Source organism: Streptomyces sp. NPDC006207, assembly GCF_040613835.1.
GTDB lineage: Bacteria > Actinomycetota > Actinomycetes > Streptomycetales > Streptomycetaceae > Actinacidiphila.
Window position 1 is genome coordinate 148,993 of sequence record NZ_JBEXSX010000002.1, and the last position, 21,330, is coordinate 170,322.

Sequence of the window (21,330 nt, forward strand, 5' to 3'; positions counted from 1 at the left end):
GTCCGCGCGCGGCACGCGAGCGGGGTGCCACCTGCGACGACACCCGGGGCGCCCGGTTGGCGGACGCCTTGGAACGGCGGGGCGACTTTGTGCGACCCTAGCCCCGTGAACGCCGTCGACGATTCGCCGCCGCAGTCCCAGCAGTACATCCTCACCCTGTCGTGCCCCGACAAGGCGGGGATCGTGCACGCCGTGTCGAGCTACCTCTTCATGACCGGGTGCAACATCGAGGACAGCCAGCAGTTCGGCGACCACGACACGGGGCTGTTCTTCATGCGGGTGCACTTCTCCGCGGGCCACCCGGTCACCGCCGACAAGCTGCGGGCCAGCTTTGCGGCCGTCGCCGACGCCTACGCCATGGACTGGCAGATCACGCCCTCCGCCGAGCGGATGCGCATCATCCTCATGGTCAGCAAGTTCGGGCACTGCCTGAACGACCTGCTCTTCCGCACCAGCATCGGAGCGCTGCCGGTGGAGATCGCCGCCGTGGTCTCCAACCACACCGACTTCGCGGAGCTGGCGGGCTCCTACGACGTCCCCTTCCACCACATCCCGGTGACGAAGGAGAACAAGGCCGAGGCCGAGGCGGAGCTGCTCTCCCTGGTGGAGAAGGAGAACGTCCAACTGGTCGTCCTCGCCCGCTACATGCAGGTCCTGTCCGACCACCTCTGCAAGGAGCTGGCCGGCCGCATCATCAACATCCACCACTCCTTCCTGCCCAGCTTCAAGGGCGCCCGGCCCTACCACCAGGCCCACGCCCGCGGGGTGAAGCTGATCGGCGCGACGGCGCACTACGTCACCGCCGACCTCGACGAGGGCCCGATCATCGAGCAGGAGGTCGAGCGGGTGGGCCACGGGGTCAACCCGGAGCAGCTGGTCGCCATCGGCCGCGACGTGGAGTGCCAGGCCCTGGCACGCGCCGTGAAGTGGCACAGCGAGCACCGCGTCCTGCTCAACGGCCGCCGCACCGTCGTCTTCGCCTGACACCCTGCCGGCGGCCCCCGGAGCAGGCCGGGGCGCCGGCCCGGACGGGCCTCAGGCCTGGCAGACGGGCACGCCGGCGACGTCCGCCAGGAAGGTCTCGACCGCCGCGTACCAGGCTTCGGGCTGGTCCCAGGGGACGAGGTGCCCGGCGTCGGGGATCTCCGCGTACGAGCCCCGGGGCAGCACGCGCACCATCTCCTGGGCCTCTGCGCGGCCCAGCTCGCCGTCCCAGCCCCGCACGACGAGGGCGGGGCAGGACACCTGGGCCAGCTCGTCCCAGTGGGCGTCGTGGATCCAGGACTCCCGGGAGCGCAGCATGTGGCGCCGTTCGAACACCGGGCGCCAGCCGTCGGCGTGCTCCTCCATCACCTCGGCGAAGAACTCCCCGCGGGCCGGGCGGGAACCCTCCAGCCACGGATCCTCCTCGCCGAACCACCGGCGCACCGCGTCGGGACCGGCGAAGGGCAGCGGCCAGGCTCTGAACCAGTCCTCCCAGCAGCGCTGGCTCGCCTCCCCGAGGGCCACCGCGCGCATGTCGCACAGCACCACGGCCCGCACCAGCGACGGGCGGCGCACGGCGAGCTGCCAGGCGGTGAGGGCGCCCATCGAGTGCCCCACGACGGTGACCGGGGCGAGCCCCAGCTGCTCGACGACGGCGGCGGCGTCGGCCACGTAGGCGTCACGCGTGTAGGGCCCCTCGGGCTTGGCGCTTCTTCCGTGGCCGCGCTGGTCCAGGGCCACCACTCGGTGGCGGGCGGCGAGCCGCCGGGCGGTGCCGGCCCACTGGGAGGCCCGTCCCATCAGGCCGTGCAGCAGCAGGACGGCGGGCCGCGGCGCCTCCTCGGGCTCGGAGGCCGGCCCCGCCCCGGGCCCGGAGGCGGGAGCGGACCCGTCGGCGTACTCCCACGTCGTGAGCGGGAGGCCGCCCGCTCCGGTGACTTCGACGCGCCTGGCCATGTGCCGCACCCCCTGGTACGTGACGTTCAGACCCCCACGCTATCGAAATCCTGTTCGATATGCGTCTTCACACGCGCAACACCGCTCTTTCGAGTGACAACGCTCAAGGATTGCCGGCGCGCGCCGAGGGGAGGACTTCAGCGGGACGCGGCCCGGCGGGGAAGACGGGCAGCGGGGAGCCACCCGGACAGCTCGGGGATCCGGGTGGGCTCCACGGGGGCCCAGGGGGGGGGAACGGGGGACGGGGGAGGTAGGGACTCCGGCGCATGGGGAGGCGCCGGGGTCCCTCGAACAACGGCCCCGGCACCGGTGGCGCCCACGACCCGGCCGGAATCCAGCCGGCGCGTGACGCGACTACCGCTTGGCGACGAACACGTGCGAGGCGGTCTCCGCGCTCAGCTCCGCGGCCTCGCCACCGCTGCCGACCAGCACACCGCCCGCCGACGGGGTCACCGACACCACCGCGCCCGGCTGCACGCCGGCCCGCCGCAGCGTGTACATCAGCTGCGCGTCCGTCTGGATGGGCTCGCCGATCCGCCGCACGACCACGCTCGCGCCGGCCACGCCCGTCTCCAGGTCGGTCAGGCTGACCATGCCCTCGTCCAGGAACGGGTCCGCGCCGTCCTTCTCGCCCAGCTCCTCCAGGCCCGGGATCGGGTTGCCGTACGGCGACTCCGTCGGGTGCCGCAGCAGCTCGAGGACGCGGCGCTCGACCGCCTCGCTCATCACGTGCTCCCAGCGGCACGCCTCGGCGTGCACGTGCTCCCACTCCAGGCCGATGACGTCGACCAGCAGGCACTCGGCCAGCCGGTGTTTGCGCATCACGCGCGTCGCGATCCGCCGGCCCTCGGAGGTCAGCTCCAGATGCCGGTCGCCCGCGACGTGCACCAGTCCGTCCCGCTCCATGCGCGCGACGGTCTGACTGACCGTCGGTCCGCTCTGGTCGAGCCGTTCGGCGATTCGGGCGCGCATGGGGACGACACCCTCCTCCTCCAGCTCAAGGATGGTGCGGAGATACATCTCCGTCGTGTCGATCAGTCCGGACATGCGCGCCCCTCGGTGGCTCGTACGTGGCCCTGGACTCAATTCTGACGCATACGACCGACAACCGGTGCCCCGTGGTTGACAGGCGGACGCCGCGGCACCACGGTTCTCGGCATGACCGATCTGGCCGCCACATATTTCGATGCCGCCATCGCACTGCTGAGGCGCGTGAGGGACGAGGAGTCCGCGGGGATCGAGGCGGCCGCGGCCGCGCTCGCGGACACCGTGGCGGCCGGGGGACGGGTGTTCGCCTACGGCGCCGGGCACTCCTCGCTCCCCGCGCAGGACGTCGTCTACCGCGCGGGCGGCCTCGCCCTGGTGAACCTGCTCGCCGTGCCCGGCGCGGTCGGCGTGGACGTCGTCCCGGCCACGCTCGGCAGCGCGCTCGAACAGGTCGGCGGCCTGGCCCGGGTCGTGCTGCGCAGCTCTCCCGCGCGGGCGGACGACCTCCTGGTGGTCATCTCCCTGTCCGGCCGCAACCCGCTCCCCGTGGAGATGGCGCAGGAGGCCAAGGCCCTCGGGATGAAGGTGATCGGCGTCACATCGGTGGCGTACGCCAAGGAGACGCACTCACGGCACGCGAGCGGCACCTTCCTGAAGGACCACTGCGACGTCGTGATCGACAGCAAGATCGCGCCGGGCGACGCGGAGCTGTCCGTGCCGGGGATCCCGGCGCCGTTCGGTCCGGCCTCCACCGTGGTGACCAGCGCGCTGATGCAGGCCGTCGTGGCCACGGCCGCTGCGGACCTGGCCGGGCGCGGCGTCACGCCGCCCATGCTCCGCTCGGGCAACGTCGACGGGGGCCACGAGTGGAACGCGAAGGTCTTCGAGGAGTACGCGGACCGGATCTTCTACCGCCACTGAGCCCACGGTCAGGCCCGCGGCGGAAGGTCGAGCGGCGGCAGGTCGAGGGAGGCCGCCACCCGCAGCGCGACGTCCTCGGCGAAGGTGGCGTCCGCCCGGTCGAAGGGACGGCGGCCCGTGCCGCGCAGGAAGGTGAGCACGCCGAGCGTGCGGCCGCGGCTGCGGAGCACGGCGCACAGTCCGTGGACGGTGCCGTCGGGCCAGCGCCGGGCGGCGGCCCAGCCGGCGACCTGGGCCCGTGAGGCCGGCTCGGCGGCCGCGGCCCCGAAGCCGGCGCGCACGGAGCCGGTACGGGCGACCGCCTGCAGGGCCGGGTGCCCCTCCCCGTACCGGACCGGGATGCCGCCGGACACCGGCAGGCAGGGCCCCGCGCCGCCGGAGGGCGTGGCGGCGACCCGGACGAGCCGGGCCCCGTCGGGCGCCAGCACGTCGAGCAGCGCGTGCTCGGCGAACCCGGCGAGGGCGAAGTCCACGTAAGCGGTCGCCGCCTCCATGGGGTCCTCGCACTCGGCAGCAGCCAGCGCGGCCCGGTGCAGCTGGTTGCTGCGGAAGCGCAGCCGCGCCGCCTCCTGCTCGGCCAGCTTGGCCTCGGTGACGTCGTGGAAGAGCCAGCCGACGCCGAGCGGCACCGGCTCCTCCCCCAGCGGCGAACCGAGCCGCACGAAGCCGCTGCGCCAGCAGCAGCGCGTGCCGCCCTCCTCCCGCAGGCCCACCCACAGCTCGCTGGCCGCGGGGGGCGCGCCCTCGGCGAGCACGTGCTGCAGGGCGCTCTCCAGCTCCTCCACGCCCTGGTCGAGGAAGTCCCCCAGCGGCCGCCCGAGCGGCGCGTCCCGGCTGGTGCGCAGCACGCGGGCGGCGTACGCGTTGACCACGACGGGGCGCAGGTCGGCGTCGACGAGGACGACCCCGGTCGAGGCGTCGTCGAAGAGCGCCTCGCTGAGGGCTATCGAGCGCTCCAGGTCGATCTGGGCGTGCACCTCGGAGAAGGCGCAGTAGACCCCGGCGGGGCGCCCGTCGGAGCCGTGCACGGCGGCGGCCTGGGTGCGCACCAGCACCCGGTGGCCGTCCTTGGTCAGCAGCGCGAACTCGTGGACCTGGCGGCCGTCCGCGGCCATGGCGCCCAGCAGCCGCTCGCGCACCTCCTCGGCGTCGGCGGTGCGCGCGGCCCAGCCGGCGAAACCGCGCCGGCCGACGGCCTCCTCGGCCGTCCAGCCCAGGATGCGGGCGGCCTCCGCGTTCCAGTGCGTGATCACTCCGTCGCGGTCCAGGGCACAGAGGCCGGCCTCCATGCCGTCGAGGAGCGCGGCGAGCAGTTGCGGCGTCGCATCGAATGACTGCACGTCTGGACATTCAACCCCTGTGTGACCGACGACACAGGAACTTCACGAAATTCGGTGGCCGCGAGGCCGTGGTCCACGGGGCGGAAAGAACCGCGAGAAAAACCGCTTGTCGTCCGCCGGAGCCTTTCCTAAGGTTGCGGACACACACGAAGGGAGGTGGTCCGGAGAATGAGTTCCCATCGGACGCGTGAGGTGGCTGCGGGCTGACGCCTGCGCTCCTCGCCTGCGCGCGATGTGCGTAGCGGGCCAAATCCATCGCAGTCACCCGACCCGCGGGCTCGTCGGATTCGTCCGGCCGATGCCCGGACGGCCCGCCGTCCGGGGAGCAGCCCGCGGGTCGCCTGCGTCTGCGGGCGGTGACCTGTCCCGCCCCCTCCCCCGGCGTCGCGCGGCCCTCAGGGCGACAGGCGCCGCACCGTCCAGCCGTCCTCCGCGGTGGTGTACACCAGCCGGTCGTGCAGCCGGTTCTCCCGTCCCTGCCAGAACTCCACGCTGCGCGCGACCACCCGGAAGCCTCCCCAGTCCGGCGGCACGGGCACGTCGCTGCCCTCGGGATAGCGGGCCGTCAGCTCCTCGTAGCGGTGCTCCAGCTCCTCCCGCGAGCCCACCACCGAGGACTGCTCGCTCGCCCAGGCCCCGATCCGCGAGCCGTGCGGACGGGTGCGGAAGTACGCCTCGGTCTCCTCGCGCGACACGCGCTCGACGGCGCCCGCCACGATGACCTGGCGCGCGATCGGGTGCCAGGGGAAGAGCAGCGAGGCGTGCGGCCGCTCGGTGAGCTCCCGGCCCTTCCTCGACCCGTAGTTGGTGAAGAAGACGAAGCCGCGGTGGTCGTAGCTCTTCAGCAGGACCGTGCGCGAGCTGGGCAGTCCGTCCGCCCCCGCGGTGGAGACCACCATGGCGTTGGGCTCGTCGACGCGGGCGTTGACGGCGTCGGCGAACCAGCGCGCGAACTGCGTGTACGGGTCGCCGGCCAGTTCGTCCTCGGTCAGTCCGTGGGCGCGGTACTGCTTGCGCATGGCGGCGGGGTCGTGGTGGCTGTGCTGCACCCGCACATCTTGCAGCACGGCGGCGGCACCGTGTGCCGGACGGTGCGCCGGAACCCGCGCGGGACCTGCGCCGGACCTGCGCCGGACCTGCGCCGGAACACCCGCCGGAACATGTGCCGGACCTCACGCTTCACGTCACCTGCGGGAGGGGACAGACTTACAGGCCGGGTATCTGTGCCCTCTCGACATCGGGGGATATCGTGCGGGGCACCCAGTGCCAACCCCCATGCACCACCCCTGCACCACCCCGCGTGCCACAAGCACCACCGGATCGTCGACCGCATCAAGAGGAGCCGCCTGATGTCCGACTTCGTACCCGGACTCGAGGGAGTCGTCGCCTTCGAGACGGAGATCGCCGAACCCGACAAGGAAGGCGGCGCCCTGCGCTACCGCGGAGTGGACATCGAGGACCTGGTGGGCCACGTCTCCTTCGGGAACGTGTGGGGCCTGCTGGTCGACGGTGCCTTCAACCCCGGCCTCCCGCCCGCCGAGCCCTTCCCGATCCCCGTCCATTCCGGTGACATCCGCGTGGACGTCCAGTCGGCGCTGGCCATGCTCGCGCCGGTGTGGGGTCTGAAGCCGCTGCTGGACATCGACGCCGAGCAGGCCCGCGAGGACCTGGCGCGCGCGGCCGTGATGGCGCTGTCGTACGTGGCGCAGTCGGCGCGCGGCCAGGGGCTGCCGATGGTGCCGCAGAGCGAGATCGACAAGGCGGAGACGGTCGTCGAGCGCTTCATGATCCGCTGGCGCGGCGAGCCGGACCCCAAGCACGTCAAGGCCGTGGACGCCTACTGGACCTCCGCCGCCGAGCACGGCATGAACGCGTCCACCTTCACCGCGCGCGTTATCGCCTCCACCGGTGCCGACGTGGCCGCCGCGCTGTCCGGCGCGGTGGGCGCCATGTCGGGCCCGCTGCACGGCGGCGCGCCCTCGCGCGTGCTGGGCATGATCGAGGAGATCGAGCGGACCGGCGACGCCGAGGCGTACGTCAAGCAGGCCCTGGACAAGGGCGAGCGTCTGATGGGCTTCGGCCACCGCGTCTACCGCGCCGAGGACCCGCGGGCGCGGGTGCTGCGCCGTACGGCCAGGGAGCTGGGCGCCCCCCGCTTCGAGATCGCGGAGGCGCTGGAGAAGGCGGCCCTGGAGGAGCTGCACTCCCGGCGCCCGGACCGCGTGCTGGCGACCAACGTGGAGTTCTGGGCGGCGATCATCCTGGACTTCGCCGAGGTCCCGGCCCACATGTTCACGTCGATGTTCAGCTGCGCCCGCACCGCCGGCTGGTCCGCGCACATCCTGGAGCAGAAGCGCACCGGCCGCCTGGTGCGCCCCTCGGCCCGCTACGTCGGCCCGGGCTCCCGGGACCCGCGCGAGGTCGAGGGCTACGCGGACATCGCACGCTAGTCCGGTGCGGTGCACCCTGGGGGGATGAGGCTGTTCGTGGCCGTCGTGCCCCCCAGGTCCGCCCTCGCCGAACTGGGGGGCGCCGTCGACGCGCTCCGCGCCCTGCCGGGCGCGGACGGGCTGCGCTGGACGGAGCGTGGCGGATGGCACGTGACGCTGGCGTTCCTCGGCGAGGTGGACGAGGCCCTGCTGCCCGGTCTGGTCGAACGTCTGGACCGGGCGGCGCGGCGCCATCCGCACTGCCGGATCGCGCTGACCGGCGGCGGCCGCTTCGGCGACCGCACGCTCTGGGCCGGACTGGATGGGGACGACCTGGGACGCACCGCGGCCGCGGCGCAGGCGGCCGCCCGGCGGGCGGGCGTCCACCACGAGGACGAGCACGGCCGCTTCCACGCCCACCTGACGCTGGCCCGGCAGCGCGCCGGGCGCACCAGGGTGGGCCTGAGGCCCTTCACGGACGCCCTCGCGCAGTTCGCGGGGACCCCGTGGACGGCGGCGGCGATCTCCCTGGTGCGGAGCCATCCGCCCACACCCGGGGTGCCGGGGGCGCAACCCCGCTACGAGACGGTGCGGACCTGCCCGCTGGGGCACTGAGGCCGCCCCGTTAACCTCGACGTGTGGACCCGAAGACCCGTACCCGAGTAATGACCGCCGCCCTCGCCCTGCTGGTGGTCGTGGTGATCGTCGGCACCGTCGTGCGCGGCTAGACGACCGGAGGGGAGGGGCCGGCCCGTCTCGGCCGGCTCGTCTCAGGCGCCGGCGTAGACCCTCTCGACGAATTCCGCCACCTGTTCGTCGGTGAGGTGGCGGGCCAGGTCGGCCTCGGTGATGATGCCGATCAGCTTCTTGTCCTCGACCACCGGGAGCCGCTTGATGCGGTGCGACTCCATCTCGGTCAGGACGTCGGAGACGTCGGCGTCCGCGTCGATCCAGCGGGGCGTGCCCTCGCACAGGTCGCCGCAGGTCACCTTGGAGGGGTCGCGCCCCGCGGCGATGCACTTGGTGACGATGTCCCGGTCGGTGATGATGCCGCACATCCGGTCGTTCACGTCGTGGACCGGCAGCGCGCCGACGTTGAGCTCGCGCATGAGCTGCGCCGCCCGGTCGAGAGTCTCGGTCGCCGGTATCGCACGGGCGCCGGGATGCATGATCTCTTTGGCTGTGGTCATACCCTCATCGTGCGCCCGACCGGGTGAATCTGCGACCGGGCGCACGACGGGGCGGACCACCGCGGGCGCCTACCAGGCGAAGGCCTCCGGGGACGGGCCCGGGCCCGGGAAGATCTCGTCCAGCTCGGCGAGCAGTTCCGCGGGCAGCTCCAGTTCGACCGCGCGCAGCGCGGAGTCCAGCTGCTCGCGGGTACGCGGGCCGACGATCGGGCCGGTGATCCCGGGACGGCCCAGCAGCCAGGCCAGGGCGACGTCACCGGGCTGCAGGCCGGCCTTGTCGACGGCGTCCTCGTACGCCTGGACCTGCTCGCGCAGGGCGCTGTCCTTCAGCGAGTCGGCGCTGCGGCCGGAGGTGGAGCGGGAGCCGCCGCCCTCGCGCTCCTTGCGCAGCGCGCCGCCCAGCAGGCCGCCGTGGAGCGGCGACCAGGGGATGACGCCCAGGCCGTACTCCTGCGCGGCCGGGATGACCTCCATCTCCGCGCGGCGCTCGGCGAGGTTGTACAGGCACTGCTCGCTGACCAGGCCGAGCGAATGGCGCCGCGCGGCGGCCTCGTTGGCCTTGGCGATGCCCCAGCCGGGGAAGTTGGACGACCCGGCGTAGAGCACCTTGCCCTGCTGCACCAGGACGTCGATCGCCTGCCAGATCTCCTCCCACGGCGTCGCGCGGTCGATGTGGTGGAACTGGTAGACGTCGATGTGGTCCGTGCCCAGGCGCTTCAGGCTCGCCTCGGCGGCACGCCGGATGTTGAGCGCGGAGAGCTTGTCGTCGTTCGGCCAGGGGGTGCCGTCGGTGCCCATGTTGCCGTAGACCTTGGTCGCCAGGACGGTCCTGTCGCGGCGGCCGCCGCCCTTGGCGAACCAGCTGCCGATGATCTCCTCGGTGCGGCCCTTGTTCTCGCCCCAGCCGTAGACGTTGGCCGTGTCGAAGAAGTTGACGCCCGCGTCGTGCGCGGCGTCCATGATCGCGTGGCTGTCGGCCTCGTCCGTCTGCGGGCCGAAGTTCATCGTTCCCAGTACGAGCCGGCTGACCTTGAGTCCGGTGCGTCCGAGCTGTGTGTACTCCATGGGGACCAGCCAAGCTCTTGGAGTGCGCTCGAATCAAGCGGAGTTGAGGGGGTGTCGGTACGGCGCCCCCAGGCCCCACGCCTGGTGCGCGGCGTCGGCGAACGCGGCCGCCAGCCGGTGCTCCCCGGAGGCGTTGGGGTGGGTGCCGTCGTAGGTGTCCCGGGCGATGTCGTAGCCGGCCGGGCGGGAGGCCAGCAGCAGCGGCGAGGCCGCGGTGCCCAGGTCGGCGACGGTCTTGGCCAGGCGGGTGTTGAACTCCTCGCACTGTGCGCCGAATCCGGGGTCCTGGTCGCAGCGCGAGTTGGGTATGACGGGCAGCAGCACCGCGGCGACACGGGGGTTGGCCGCCCGCGCCCGCCCGACGAACAGCCGCACGTTGGCCTCGGTCTGCTCGGGGTTGGTGTAGAAGCCAAGGTCGATCAGCCCCAGCGAGACCAGCAGCACGTCGGGACGGTGCTCCCGCACGGCGCCCTCGATGAGCGGCGCCATGTGCAGCCACCCCTCGCCCCAGCCGGCCAGGTGGCGGCGCGCGGAGACGGGGAAGGCGGGGTCGGCGTAGCGCTGCGAGACGGCCGCGTCGGCACCGGGGTCGTGCAGCGCGGTCCGCGGGCCGACGATCTCGAAGTCCTCGCCCTCCGTCCCCAGCGACCGCAGGTGCTGCCACATGCGGTAGCGCCAGGTGTGCTCCCCCGCGCTGCCGATCGTCATGGAGTCGCCGACGAACATCCACGCCGTGCGGCGTCCGGGCGTGCGGCGGGGCCCGTCGCCGGGGCCGGGGGGTGCGCTGGACATGGAGGGGATCTTAGGGCCCGCGGGCTCCCCGGCAGGGCCCTGACCTCGGGTCCGGCGGTGTTAGCACCGTCACTGCCGCGGGGCCGGGAAGGCCGGGCGGTCACGGTGATTGGCCCAGCGGAGAAGCCCTCGAATGGCCCTGCTGAGCGGGCCGTTCCGCTCATACGGTGACGGGCATGACGCACTCGGTGGACTTCTACTTCGACCCCATCTGCCCCTTCGCCTGGATCACCTCCCGCTGGATCCTGGAGGTGGAGCGGGAACGCGAACTGCGCCTGCGCTTCCGGGTGATGAGCCTGTCCGTGCTCAACGAGGGCCGCGAGGGCCTGCCCGAGCGCTACGAGCGGCTGCTGAGCACCGGCTGGGGCCCGGTACGGGTGTGCGTCGCCGCCGCACGGCACCACGGGGAGCACGTGCTGCGCGAGCTGTACACGGCGCTCGGCACCCGGCTGCACGTGCAGGACCGCCCGGCCTCCGACGAGGTGCTGCGCGAGGCGCTGGCGGAGGCGGGCCTGCCGCCGGAGCTGGCGCAGGCCGCGGGCGGCACCGCGTACGACGAGGAGCTGCGCAGGAGCCACCACGAGGGCATGGACCCGGTCGGGGAGGAGGTCGGGACGCCCACCCTGCACATCGACGGGGCCGCCTTCTTCGGCCCCGTCCTCACCTCGATCCCGCGCGGCGAGGAGGCGGCGCGGCTGTTCGACGGGGTCCGGGCGCTGGCCGGCCACCCCACCTTCTTCGAACTGAAGCGCAGCCGCACCGGCGGCCTCGACTTCGCCTGAGCCGTCCACCTGGCAGGCTTGGCGCATGCGCCCACTGCTCGCCGCGGCCGCGGCCTCCGTCCTCGTCATGGGTCCCCTCGTCGGCAGCGCGGCCGCCGACGACGGGGAGTCCGTGGCCTTCACGATGTCGGACCCGCGGATCACCGAGTCGAGCGGCCTGGTCGCCAGCCGCCTCCACAAGGGCGTCTACTGGACGCACAACGACAGCGACGACGGCCCGTACGTCTACGCCGTCGACTCCGCGACCGGCAAGACGGTCGCCACCGTCACCCTGCGCGGCGTGGGCAGCCCGCGCGACGTCGAGGCGATCTCGATGGGCCCGGACGGCGCCCTGTACGTCGGCGACATCGGCGACAACCTCGGCGGCTCCTGGCCGCACGTGTGGATCTACCGCTTCCCGGAGCCGGAACGGCTGACGGACCGGACGGTGACGGCCACGCAGTACACCGTCCAGTACGACGGCGGCCCGCGCAACGCCGAGGCGATGATGGTCGACCCCACGACCGGGCGGGTGTACATCGCGAGCAAGAACGAGGACGGCGGCGCCCTCTACGAGGGCCCGGCGAAGCTCTCCGCGAGCGGCACCAACGTCTTCCGGCGCATCGCGGCCATCCCGCTGTGGATCACCGACGGCGCCTTCTCCCCGGACGGCAGCCGGCTGGTGCTGCGCGGCTACCTCGGCGCCCTGATGTACCGCTGGTCCGACGGCACGGCGCGCCGGATCGACCAGATGCACGTGCCGCTGCAGCGGCAGGGCGAGTCCGTCGCCTTCACCCCGGACGGCCGGGCCCTGATGTACGGCAGCGAGGGCGCGGACAGCGAGGTCTGGCGCGTACCGCTGAACGGGGACGACCTGCCCGACGCGGCCCGCCGTGCCGCCTCCTCCTCCCCCGGGCCGTCGGGGAGTTCCTCGGCGGACGCCGCCGGTTCCGGCGCCGACGAGGCGGTCTCGACACGGCAGTTCGCACTGGGCGCCGTCACCCTGGCCGCGGTCGCCGCGTTGCTGGTGGGGGTGCGCCGGTTGCTGCGCCGGGAGCGCTGAGACGCCCCGGGAACACCGGCGCGGCGGGGCGATCGCCCCGCCCGCCGGCGGTGGTGGCCCCGTGGGGCCCGGGTTCAGAGCCGCTCGACGACGAAGTCGACGCAGGCGGTCAGGGCCTCGACGTCGGCCGGCTCCACGGCCGGGAACATCGCGACGCGCAGCTGGTTGCGGCCCAGCTTGCGGTACGGCTCGGTGTCGACGACGCCGTTGGCGCGCAGCACCTTGGCGATCACCGCCGCGTCGACCTCGTCGTTGAAGTCGATCGTGCCGACGACCTGGGAGCGCTTGGCCGGGTCGGTGACGAACGGGGTGGCGTACTTGGAGTCCTCGGCCCAGGTGTACAGGCGCGAGGAGGAGTCGGCGGTGCGCGCGACGGCCCAGTCCAGACCGCCCTGGCCGTTGATCCACTCCAGCTGGTCGTTCAGCAGGAACAGGGTGGCGAGCGCGGGGGTGTTGTACGTCTGGTTCTTGCCCGAGTTGTCGATCGCGGTCGGCAGGTCGAAGAAGGCCGGGATGTGGCGGCCGGACGCGGCGATCCGCGCGGCGCGCTCCAGCGCGGCCGGGGAGAACGCGGCGATCCACAGCCCGCCGTCGGCGGCGAAGGACTTCTGCGGGGCGAAGTAGTAGACGTCGGTCTCGGCGATGTCGACCGGCAGGCCGCCCGCGCCGGAGGTGGCGTCGACCAGGACGAGGGCGCCCTCGTCGGCGCCGGCCACGCGCCGCAGCGGCATCGCGACACCGGTGGAGGTCTCGTTGTGGGTGAAGGCGTAGACGTCCACGCCGGCCTCGGCGGCCGCCTCGGGGTGCGTGCCCGGGTCCGCGGAGATCACGGTCGGCTCGTCCAGCCACGGCGCCAGCTTGGCCGCCTTGGCGAACTTGGAGGAGAACTCGCCGAAGCTGAGGTGCTGCGACTTGCGCTCGATGAGCCCGTGCGTGGCGATGTCCCAGAAGGCGGTGGAGCCGCCGTTGCCGAGCACCACCTCGTAGCCCTCGGGGAGCGAGAAGAGCTCGCGGATGCCGTCCCGGATCCGGCCGACCAGGTCCTTCACCGGCGCCTGCCGGTGAGAGGTGCCCATCAGCGAGGTGCCGGTGGCGGCCAGGGCGCTGAGCGCCTCGGGCCGCACCTTGGAGGGGCCCGAACCGAATCGTCCGTCGGCGGGCTTGATGTCAGCGGGAATCTGGATCTCGGCCACGTCTCGCAGCGTAGTGCGTGACGACCCGGTTACGGGCTCCGGTCCATCCGGTGAGACATGCGGCGCGGTGGGGCAGGCTGAGGGGCATGGCGGACGATCTGCGGCACGGACTGCGCCGCGAGCTGGAGCGGGCGGTGCGGGGCGAGGTCTCCTTCGACCCGCAGAGCAGGGCGCTGACCACGATGGACGCGTCCAACTACCGGCGCGTTCCGGTGGCCGTGGTCGCGCCGCGCGACGCCGACGACGTGGCCGCGGCGCTCGCCGTGTGCCGGGCGCACGGGGTGCCGGTGGTGCCGCGCGGCGGCGGCACGTCGATCGCCGGGCAGGCGACGGGCACCGGGGTCGTCCTCGACTTCACCCGGCACATGCACCGGATCGTGTCACTCAGCCCCGAGGCGTTGACGGCCCGTGTGCAGCCGGGAGTGGTCCTGGACGACCTGCGGCGCGCCGCCGCCGCGCACGGGCTGACCTTCGGCCCCGATCCGTCCACCCACAGCCGCTGCACCCTCGGCGGCATGATCGGCAACAACGCGTGCGGCCCCCACTCCGTCGCCTGGGGCACCACCGCCGACAACGTCCGGGCCCTGGAGTGCCTCACCTACGACGGCGAGCCGCTGCGCACCGCCGACCCGCTCCGCGCCGACCTGCGGGAACTGGTGGACGGCCATCTCGCCCTGCTGCGCACCGGCTATCCGCAGCAGCTCCCCCGCCGCATCTCCGGCTACGCCCTCGACGCCCTGCTCCCCGAACGCGGCCGGGACCTGGCCCGGGCCCTGACCGGCAGCGAGGGCACGCTCGCGGTGCTCACAGAGGCCGAGGTCCGGCTGGTGCCCGCGCCCCCGGTGCGCGTCCTGGTCGTCCTCGGCTACCCGGACGAAGGCGCCGCCGCCGACGCCGCGAACGGCCTGCTGCCGTACGGCCCGCTGACGGTGGAGGGCATGGCCGCCGACCTGGTGGGCGGCGAGGCCGCCGGGCTGCTGCCGCGGGGCGGCGCGTGGCTCTTCGTCGAGATGCACGGCACCGGCGAGGCGGAGGCGCTGCGGCGGCTCGCCGACGCGGGCGACTCGGTCGTCGTGACCGACCCCGTCGCGCAGCGCAGGCTGTGGCGGATCCGCGAGGAGGCCGCCGGCACCGCCACCCGGACACCCGGGGGCGCGGAGGCCTGGCCCGGCTGGGAGGACTGCGCGGTGCCCCCGGCGCGGCTCGGCGCCTACCTGCGCGAATTCCGCGCGCTGCTGCGCGAGCACGGCCTGCACGGCACCCCCTACGGGCACTTCGGCGACGGCTGCATCCACGTGCGCATCGACTTCGACCTGCTCGGCGCGGCCGGTGTGGCCCGCTTCCGGCGCTTCTCCGAGGACGTCGCGGAGCTCGTCGTCGCCCACGGCGGCTCGCTGTCCGGGGAGCACGGCGACGGGCAGGCCCGCGCGGAGCTGCTGCCCAGGATGTACGGCGACGAACTGGTCGCCCTCTTCGGCCGGTTCAAGGACGCACTGGACCCCGCGGGCGGCCTCAACCCCGGCATGCTGGTGCGGCCCGAACCGCTCGACGCCCACCTGCGCTTCGCCGTCCTGCCGCACCGGCCGGTCGACGTCGCCTTCGGCTACCCCCACGACGGAGGGGACTTCTCGGCGGCGGTGCGCCGCTGCGTCGGCGTCGCCAAGTGCCGTGACACGGGCGGGGGTCCGGGGGCCGGGGATCCGGGGGCGGGCGTCATGTGCCCCTCGTACCGGGCGACGCACGAGGAGCGGCACTCCACCCGAGGCCGGGCCCGGCTGCTGCACGAGATGCTCGCCGGCGAGATCGTCACCGGCGGCTGGCGCTCGCCGGAGGTCCTGGACGCCCTGGACCTCTGCCTGTCCTGCAAGGGCTGCCGCTCGGACTGCCCGGTCGGCGTCGACATGGCAACCTACAAGGCGGAGTTCCTCCACCACCACTACCGGCGGCGGCCGCGGCCCGCCGCGCACTACCTGATGGGCGGGCTGCCGACGTGGCTGCGCGCGGCGGCCCCGCTCGCCGGGACCGTGAACGCCCTGGCACGGGTACGGCCGCTGGCCGCCGTGGCCAAGCGGGCGGCGGGCGTCGCGCCCGAGCGGGAACTGCCGCCGCTGGCCGAGGAGCCCTTCGTACGCTGGTGGCGGCGGCAGGAGCCCGCGCCGGAGGCGGGAGGGACCGTGGTGCTGTGGCCGGACACCTTCACCGACCGATTCTCCCCCGAGGTCGGCCGCGCCGCCGTACGCGTCCTGCGGGCGGCCGGATTGCGCGTCGTGCTGCCGCCGGGACGCGTCTGCTGCGGCCTGACCTGGGTCTCGACCGGCCGCCTCGACCGGGCCCGGCAGGTGATGCGCCGCACGGTCCGGCGGATGGCTCCCGTGGTCGCCGCCGGTCATCCCGTCGTCGTCCTGGAGCCGAGCTGCGCGGCGGCGCTCCGCACCGATCTGCCCGAACTCCTGGGCACCGACGAGGCGGCGGCCCTGGCCGGTTCCGTACGCACCTTCGCGCAGGTGCTGGAGGAGCGGGCCCCCGGCTGGACGCCGCCCCGCCTCGACCGGTCGGTCACCGGCCAGACCCACTGCCACCAGCACGCCGTCCTGGGCGACGCCGCCGAGCGCCGGCTGCGCTCCCGCGCGGGCCTCACCGGCACCCTGGCCTCCGGCTGCTGCGGCCTGGCCGGGAACTTCGGCTTCGAGCGTGGCCATTACGAGGTCTCCGTCGCCTGCGCCGAGGAGCGTCTGCTGCCCGCCGTCCGCGCCGCCCGCCCCGGCACGGCCGTCCTGGCGGACGGCTTCTCCTGCCGCACCCAGCTCGCCCAGCTCGGCGGGGTACGCGCCCGGCACCTCGCGGAGCTGCTGGCGGACGGGCTGTGAGTCGGCGGACCGTGGCGAGGACCGGACCTCAGAACTCCGCTGTGTCCAGCACGAGTCCGAAGGGCTCGGGCAGCCGCAGCGGCGTGCCGAAGGGATGCGGGCCGTCCACCACCCGGTAGCCGAGCTCCCCCGGCTCCGCGTACAGGGTGCAGCTGCGCTCCTGACGGTCGACGAGGAGGTACAGCGGGGCGCCGTACTCGGCGTAGCGGCGGCGTTTGACGATCCGGGTCGGTGTCACTGTTGGACTCGGAGGTGACCTCCACCACCAGCAGGGTCTGGTGGGGGACGAGAGCGTCGGCTTCCGCCAAGGCTTCCGGCACGACGGCCAGATCCGGCACGTACCAGTTGCCACTGCCGGGAAGGTCCAGGTTTCCCGAGCCCGAGAGGCAGCCCATCTTCTGCACGACGGGGTCGATCTGCCGACGGATCATGGCTGCGGCCCTCTCATGCCCCCACGTAGGTGGCACCACTTGCCGGATGACCCCCTCGACGATCTGCACCCGGTCCCCCCCCGTGGTGCCGGATCGCGTACTTGAGCGCGGTTTCCGGGTCGTCCGGCGCGTACGAACCGGCGGCCGCCCGAGACGCCCAGTGGGGCTGTGAGCTCATCGGTCCTCCAGAGGGCTCCGCACACGCGACTGACGACACCTCCGATTCTCAGGCAGCCGCCGCCCGCCCGGGGTGCCCCGATCGCACATTCACTCGAAACGATGAAGCACCCCCGAGGTCACCGACGCCGGCACCGGGGTCACGGCACCAGCACGAGCCTCCCCCGCACACCCCCCTCCGCGAGGCGGGCGTGGGCCTTGGCGGCCTCCTCCAGCGGGTAGGTGTCGGCCACCCGCGTCGTGAGCACGCCCCGGTCCAGCAAGGCCACGAGTTCCGCGAGGCGCCCGCCGTCCGGCTGGACCTGCACGGCGGCGACCCGGATGCCGCGCTCGGCGGCGGGCACCGCGTCGGGCCGGACGGTGACGTAGCCGCCGCCGTCCGGTACGGCCGCCAGGGCGGGGGCGCCGAGCGCCGCCGCGTCGAGGGCGGCGTCGGCGCGGACGCCGTCCAGGGACGACACGGCCTCGTCGGCGCCCAGTTCCCGCAGCAGCGGGAGGTCGGCGGGGCGGGCCAGGGCGACGACGTGCAGCCCCGCGTGGCGGGCCAGCTGGACGGCGTAGCCCCCGACCGCGCCCGCGGCGCCGGTGACCAGCACGCGGTCGCCGGGCCGGGCGGCCAGCAGGCCGAGCGCCTGGTCGGCGGTGAGGGCGTTGGTCGGGAGGGTGGCGGCGTGGACGGGGTCGACGGACGAGGGGGCCGCGGCGAGGGCGTCCGCGCCCAGCACGACGTACTCGGCGTGCGCCTTGGTCCGCTGCCCGAACCCGCCCACCGCGCCCACGACGGCCGTGCCCGGCACGGGGGCGGAGGCCCCGGCGCCGACCGCGTCCACGGTCCCCGCGACGTCCCAGCCCATCCCGAGGAAGGCCCCGGGCACCAGCGCCCCGGCCCCGAGCAGACCGGCCCTCACGGCCAGGTCGGCGGGGTTGACCCCGGCCGCGGCCACCCGCACCCGGACCTCGCCGGGGCCCGGCTCGGGCAGCGCCACCTCGGCGACCTCCAGCACCTCGGGCCCGCCGAATTCCCTGATCACGACAGCACGCATGGCAGAAGCTCCCTGTTCCTGAGGATGTGGTGGCGACTGGTCCCGCCGCCATCACAAACCTAGGGAGAGCTACTCTCTACGGGTAAGTACGTACCTGGAAGTGCGTACCGAACCGAGGAGTCCGGAGGGGAGCCCCCATGGCGACGACCACCGCGTCCCAGCGGCGCGAGGAGGCACGCGTGGCTTACAACGCGTTCATGAAGGGCTGCCCGACGAACCAGTTGCTCATCCGGATCAGCGACAAGTGGGCCGGCCTGCTCATGGCCGCGCTCAAGGACGGGCCGCAGCGTTACAGCGACCTGGGCCGCCGCATCGCGGGCGTCAGCCAGAAGATGCTCACGCAGACGCTGCGCACCCTGGAGCGGGACGGACTGGTCGCACGGACCGTCACGCCGTCCGTGCCCGTGCGGGTGGACTACGCGCTGACGCCGCTGGGCGAGAGCCTGGCCGTGCTGTTCTCCGCTGTGAAGGACTGGGCGGAGGAGCACATCGAGGAGGTCGTCGAGGCCCGCGAGCGCTACGACGCCGGAGCGCGCACGTCCTGAGGCGGCCGGGGGCCGCCCCGGTTTCGCCGATCCCCTGTGCCGTTCATCCGTTTTCGGGCATTCTGTAGAGCCGTTACCGGCCGTTTCGGCCTACTTCCGGCAGCGGGGGGACATCATGCCCGGTGGGGAGCGCGGTGCGCTCGGTCAGCTGGTGAGAGCGCTCAGCCTGGGGACGTTGGTGACCGTCTACGTCGCCAGCCTGCTGATCACCTACCGCCAGCTGCACACGAAACCCGTGCTGCAGGACGTCATCGGTGCCCCTGACTGGACCCGCGCCGTCCTGGTCATGGGACTGGTGATCGGCGGCGGGCTGGGCACGGCCGCGGCGATCGTCGACGACCGCCGCGAACTGCCCTCGTGGTTCCTGACCGCGGTGGGCGTGGCGGCCGCACTGGCGTGGAGCCTGTGGGCTTCGTCGAGCCTGGGCGAGGACTACGTGCACATGCTCTTCGCGGCCACCGCCCCGGTGACCGGCCTGCTGGTGTGGGCCGAGCTGATGCGGCAGTTCCGCAACCGGCGCCGGGTCCCCGGGACCGCCTGACCGTTCGTCCGGCCCGTGCCGTGCTCAGGCGGCCACCGACTCCGACTCCCGCGGCACGAACTCGATCAGCTTGTGGTCCTTGCCGCGGTGCAGGTCGATCTTGAGCCGCAGACCGCCCAGCCGGGCCAGGAAGAGTCCGACGCAGGCCGCCGCCACCGCGGCGACCAGGCCGCCGGCCAGGAAGCCGGTCCGGGCCCCGAAGACGTCGGTGATCCAGCCGACGAGCGGGCCGCCCAGCGGTGTGCCGCCCACGAAGACCATCATGAACAGGCTCATGACGCGGCCCCGCATGGCGGGGTCGGTCGCGAGCTGGACGCTGGCGTTGGCGGTGGTGTTGAAGGTCAGGCCGAAGATGCCGATCGGCAGCATGAGCGCCAGGAAGATCCAGTACGTCGGCGCCAGTGCCGCCACGACCTCCAGCAGGCCGAACCCGAGCGCCGCGCCGACCAGCAGCCGCAGCCGGGTGCTGCCGCGCCGGGCCGCCAGCAGCGCGCCGACGACGGAGCCGACCGCGAGCACCGAGTTGAACAGGCCGTACATCCCGGCGTCGCCGTGGAAGACGTGGTCGGCGAAGGCGGTGAGCCAGATCGGGAAGTTGTACGCGAAGGTGCCGATGAAGCCGACCAGCACGATGGGCCAGATCAGCTCGGGCCGTCCGGCGACGTAGCGCAGGCCCTCGCGCAGCTGGCCCTTGCCGCGCGGCGCGGTGGGCACCTCGTACAGCTCGGAACGGCGCATGAGCAGCAGTCCGGCGAGCGGCGCCAGGAAGGACAGGCCGTTGAAGAGGAAGGCCCAGCCGCTGCCGACCGCGGTGATCAGCGCGCCCGCGACGGCGGGGCCGATGAGGCGGGCGCTCTGGAAGTTCGCGGAGTTCAGGGAGACCGCGTTGCGGACGTCGGCCGGGCCGACCATCTCGACGACGAACGCCTGCCGGCTGGGGTTGTCGACGACGGTGACCATGCCGAGCCCGAAGGCGATGGCGTACACGTGCCAGACCTGGACGGCTCCGCTGAGGGTCAGCGCGGCCAGGGCGAGGCCCAGCAGGCCCATGGCCGCCTGGGTGGCCAGCAGGGTGCGGCGCTTGGGGTAGCGGTCGGCGATGACGCCGCCGTAGAGCCCGAAGAGCAGCATGGGCAGGAACTGCAGTGCGGTCGTGATGCCGACGGCGAAGGAGGACCCGGTCAGGCTCAGCACCAGCCAGTCCTGCGCGATGCGCGACATCCAGGTGCCGGTGTTGGAGACGATCGCCCCACCGGCGAAGAGCCGGTAGTTGCGGTTGCGGAGCGAGCTGAACATGCCGCCGGGCGCCGGCGGCGCGGCGGGGCGGCCGGTGCCGGGGGTCCCGGGCGGTCCGGCGGCCCCCGCGGCGGCGTCGGCGCCCGCCGGGGTGGGAAGATCGGCCGGGTCGGCGGTGCCGGCCGGTCCGGTCCCCTCAGGGATGTTCGGTTCGGGTGCGGCCTGTGATGCGGCTGCCGAACTCAATCCGGTCTCGCCTCCTCGTCATCGGTTCCTTGCGTCGGCGTGAGCGAGCTTCTCCAGGACGGGCGCCGCCTCCCGGAGCACGGCGCGTTCCTCCTCCGTGAGGGTGGCCATGAGTTCGGCCAGGAACGCGTTGCGCCGGGCCCGGCTCTCCTCGAGCATCGCCTCCGCCTGCTCGGTCTGCCGGACGACGACCTGGCGCCGGTCGTCCGGGTGCGGGTCCCGGTGCACCAGGCCCTTGGACTCGAGCATGGCGACGATCCGCGTCATGGACGGCGGCTGTACGTGCTCCTTGCGGGCCAGCTCCCCGGGGGTGGCGGATCCGCAGCGCGCGAGGGTGCCCAGCACGGACATCTCCGTCGGGCTCAGCGACTCGTCGACCCGGTGGTGGCGCAGTCGGCGGGAGAGCCGCATCACGGCTCCGCGCAGCGTGTTCACCGCTGAGCGGTCGTCCTCGGACAGTTCGGTCACGTTCGTTAGATTAGCTCATTACCTATGCTAAGTAAAATTGCCGCAGCCGTGCCGCGTCCAAACGCATTCGTCAAGGAAGTCACCCATCCGGGTG

The 21,330-nt window shown here is 73.5% G+C and carries 20 protein-coding genes and 1 pseudogene; 9 read left to right on the forward strand and 12 right to left on the reverse strand.

The window, feature by feature from the left end; translation table 11 throughout:
- Positions 1-105: 105 nt before the first annotated feature.
- The gene (gene purU, locus ABZ312_RS02125) at positions 106-984 is read left to right on the forward strand and encodes a formyltetrahydrofolate deformylase (protein WP_499512450.1); all 879 of its coding nucleotides are present in this window, start codon (positions 106-108) and stop codon (positions 982-984) included.
- A 51-nt stretch (positions 985-1,035) separates the two neighbouring features.
- Here the strand turns inward: purU and ABZ312_RS02130 are convergent, their stop codons facing one another.
- The gene (locus tag ABZ312_RS02130) at positions 1,036-1,941 is read right to left on the reverse strand and encodes an alpha/beta fold hydrolase (protein WP_500330323.1); all 906 of its coding nucleotides are present in this window, start codon (positions 1,939-1,941) and stop codon (positions 1,036-1,038) included.
- Positions 1,942-2,295: 354 nt separating this feature from the next.
- A complete protein-coding gene (locus tag ABZ312_RS02135) occupies positions 2,296-2,988 on the reverse strand; it encodes an iron-dependent transcriptional repressor DtxR (RefSeq protein ID WP_500330325.1) in 693 nt (230 codons plus the stop codon).
- 111 nt (positions 2,989-3,099) lie between these two features.
- On the opposite strand from ABZ312_RS02135, the gene ABZ312_RS02140 reads away from it, so the two are divergent.
- Entirely contained in the window at positions 3,100-3,849 is a 750-nt protein-coding gene (locus ABZ312_RS02140; protein ID WP_500436204.1) for an SIS domain-containing protein, read from the forward strand.
- Between the two features lie 8 nt (positions 3,850-3,857).
- Here ABZ312_RS02140 and ABZ312_RS02145 read toward each other — a convergent pair whose 3' ends face one another.
- Complete coding sequence (locus ABZ312_RS02145) at positions 3,858-5,189, reverse strand: PAS domain-containing protein (RefSeq protein WP_500330328.1); 1,332 nt, start codon at positions 5,187-5,189, stop codon at positions 3,858-3,860.
- A gap of 395 nt (positions 5,190-5,584) precedes the next feature.
- Positions 5,585-6,208, reverse strand: coding sequence for a pyridoxamine 5'-phosphate oxidase (gene pdxH / locus ABZ312_RS02150; protein WP_500330373.1), 624 nt, complete (start codon positions 6,206-6,208; stop codon positions 5,585-5,587).
- A gap of 330 nt (positions 6,209-6,538) precedes the next feature.
- Here pdxH and ABZ312_RS02155 point away from each other — a divergent pair, with 330 nt between their 5' ends.
- Positions 6,539-7,639 (forward strand): citrate synthase 2, encoded by a 1,101-nt coding sequence (locus ABZ312_RS02155; protein ID WP_500330329.1) that lies wholly within the window; start codon positions 6,539-6,541, stop codon positions 7,637-7,639.
- A gap of 24 nt (positions 7,640-7,663) precedes the next feature.
- A complete protein-coding gene (gene thpR, locus ABZ312_RS02160) occupies positions 7,664-8,233 on the forward strand; it encodes an RNA 2',3'-cyclic phosphodiesterase (RefSeq protein WP_500436206.1) in 570 nt (189 codons plus the stop codon).
- Between the two features lie 155 nt (positions 8,234-8,388).
- On the opposite strand, the gene ABZ312_RS02165 is transcribed toward thpR, so the two are convergent.
- The 3 genes from ABZ312_RS02165 to ABZ312_RS02175 form a co-directional block, all read right to left on the reverse strand.
- The gene (locus ABZ312_RS02165; protein WP_326575072.1) at positions 8,389-8,808 is read right to left on the reverse strand and encodes a CBS domain-containing protein; all 420 of its coding nucleotides are present in this window, start codon (positions 8,806-8,808) and stop codon (positions 8,389-8,391) included.
- A gap of 69 nt (positions 8,809-8,877) precedes the next feature.
- A complete protein-coding gene (locus ABZ312_RS02170; RefSeq protein WP_500360210.1) occupies positions 8,878-9,873 on the reverse strand; it encodes an aldo/keto reductase in 996 nt (331 codons plus the stop codon).
- Positions 9,874-9,906: 33 nt separating this feature from the next.
- Positions 9,907-10,599 carry a GDSL-type esterase/lipase family protein gene (locus ABZ312_RS02175; RefSeq protein ID WP_500330374.1) on the reverse strand — a complete coding sequence of 231 codons (693 nt, stop codon included), beginning with the start codon at positions 10,597-10,599 and terminating at the stop codon, positions 9,907-9,909.
- 242 nt (positions 10,600-10,841) lie between these two features.
- Here ABZ312_RS02175 and ABZ312_RS02180 point away from each other — a divergent pair, with 242 nt between their 5' ends.
- A complete protein-coding gene (locus ABZ312_RS02180; protein ID WP_500360209.1) occupies positions 10,842-11,447 on the forward strand; it encodes a mycothiol-dependent nitroreductase Rv2466c family protein in 606 nt (201 codons plus the stop codon).
- A 25-nt stretch (positions 11,448-11,472) separates the two neighbouring features.
- Positions 11,473-12,489, forward strand: coding sequence for a TolB family protein (locus tag ABZ312_RS02185; protein WP_500330334.1), 1,017 nt, complete (start codon positions 11,473-11,475; stop codon positions 12,487-12,489).
- A gap of 74 nt (positions 12,490-12,563) precedes the next feature.
- Here ABZ312_RS02185 and serC read toward each other — a convergent pair whose 3' ends face one another.
- Complete coding sequence (serC, locus tag ABZ312_RS02190; protein WP_500360207.1) at positions 12,564-13,682, reverse strand: phosphoserine transaminase; 1,119 nt, start codon at positions 13,680-13,682, stop codon at positions 12,564-12,566.
- Between the two features lie 86 nt (positions 13,683-13,768).
- On the opposite strand from serC, the gene ABZ312_RS02195 reads away from it, so the two are divergent.
- Positions 13,769-16,549 (forward strand): FAD-binding and (Fe-S)-binding domain-containing protein, encoded by a 2,781-nt coding sequence (locus tag ABZ312_RS02195; protein ID WP_500436208.1) that lies wholly within the window; start codon positions 13,769-13,771, stop codon positions 16,547-16,549.
- Between the two features lie 28 nt (positions 16,550-16,577).
- On the opposite strand, the pseudogene ABZ312_RS02200 reads toward ABZ312_RS02195, so the two are convergent.
- Together ABZ312_RS02200 and ABZ312_RS02205 are read right to left on the reverse strand one after the other, a co-directional pair.
- Positions 16,578-17,158 (reverse strand): annotated as a pseudogene (locus ABZ312_RS02200) (Uma2 family endonuclease).
- A gap of 139 nt (positions 17,159-17,297) precedes the next feature.
- Positions 17,298-18,200, reverse strand: coding sequence for an NADP-dependent oxidoreductase (locus ABZ312_RS02205; RefSeq protein WP_500436210.1), 903 nt, complete (start codon positions 18,198-18,200; stop codon positions 17,298-17,300).
- Between the two features lie 137 nt (positions 18,201-18,337).
- Between ABZ312_RS02205 and ABZ312_RS02210 the strand changes: the two genes are divergently transcribed.
- Both ABZ312_RS02210 and ABZ312_RS02215 read left to right on the forward strand, forming a co-directional pair.
- Positions 18,338-18,745 carry a winged helix-turn-helix transcriptional regulator gene (locus tag ABZ312_RS02210; RefSeq protein WP_500330340.1) on the forward strand — a complete coding sequence of 136 codons (408 nt, stop codon included), beginning with the start codon at positions 18,338-18,340 and terminating at the stop codon, positions 18,743-18,745.
- Positions 18,746-18,896: 151 nt separating this feature from the next.
- Positions 18,897-19,286, forward strand: coding sequence for a hypothetical protein (locus ABZ312_RS02215; protein WP_500330342.1), 390 nt, complete (start codon positions 18,897-18,899; stop codon positions 19,284-19,286).
- Positions 19,287-19,310: 24 nt separating this feature from the next.
- Here the strand turns inward: ABZ312_RS02215 and ABZ312_RS02220 are convergent, their stop codons facing one another.
- Complete coding sequence (locus ABZ312_RS02220; RefSeq protein WP_500330343.1) at positions 19,311-20,768, reverse strand: MFS transporter; 1,458 nt, start codon at positions 20,766-20,768, stop codon at positions 19,311-19,313.
- 18 nt (positions 20,769-20,786) lie between these two features.
- Positions 20,787-21,179, reverse strand: coding sequence for a MarR family transcriptional regulator (locus tag ABZ312_RS02225; RefSeq protein ID WP_499516868.1), 393 nt, complete (start codon positions 21,177-21,179; stop codon positions 20,787-20,789).
- Positions 21,180-21,330: the final 151 nt, after the last annotated feature.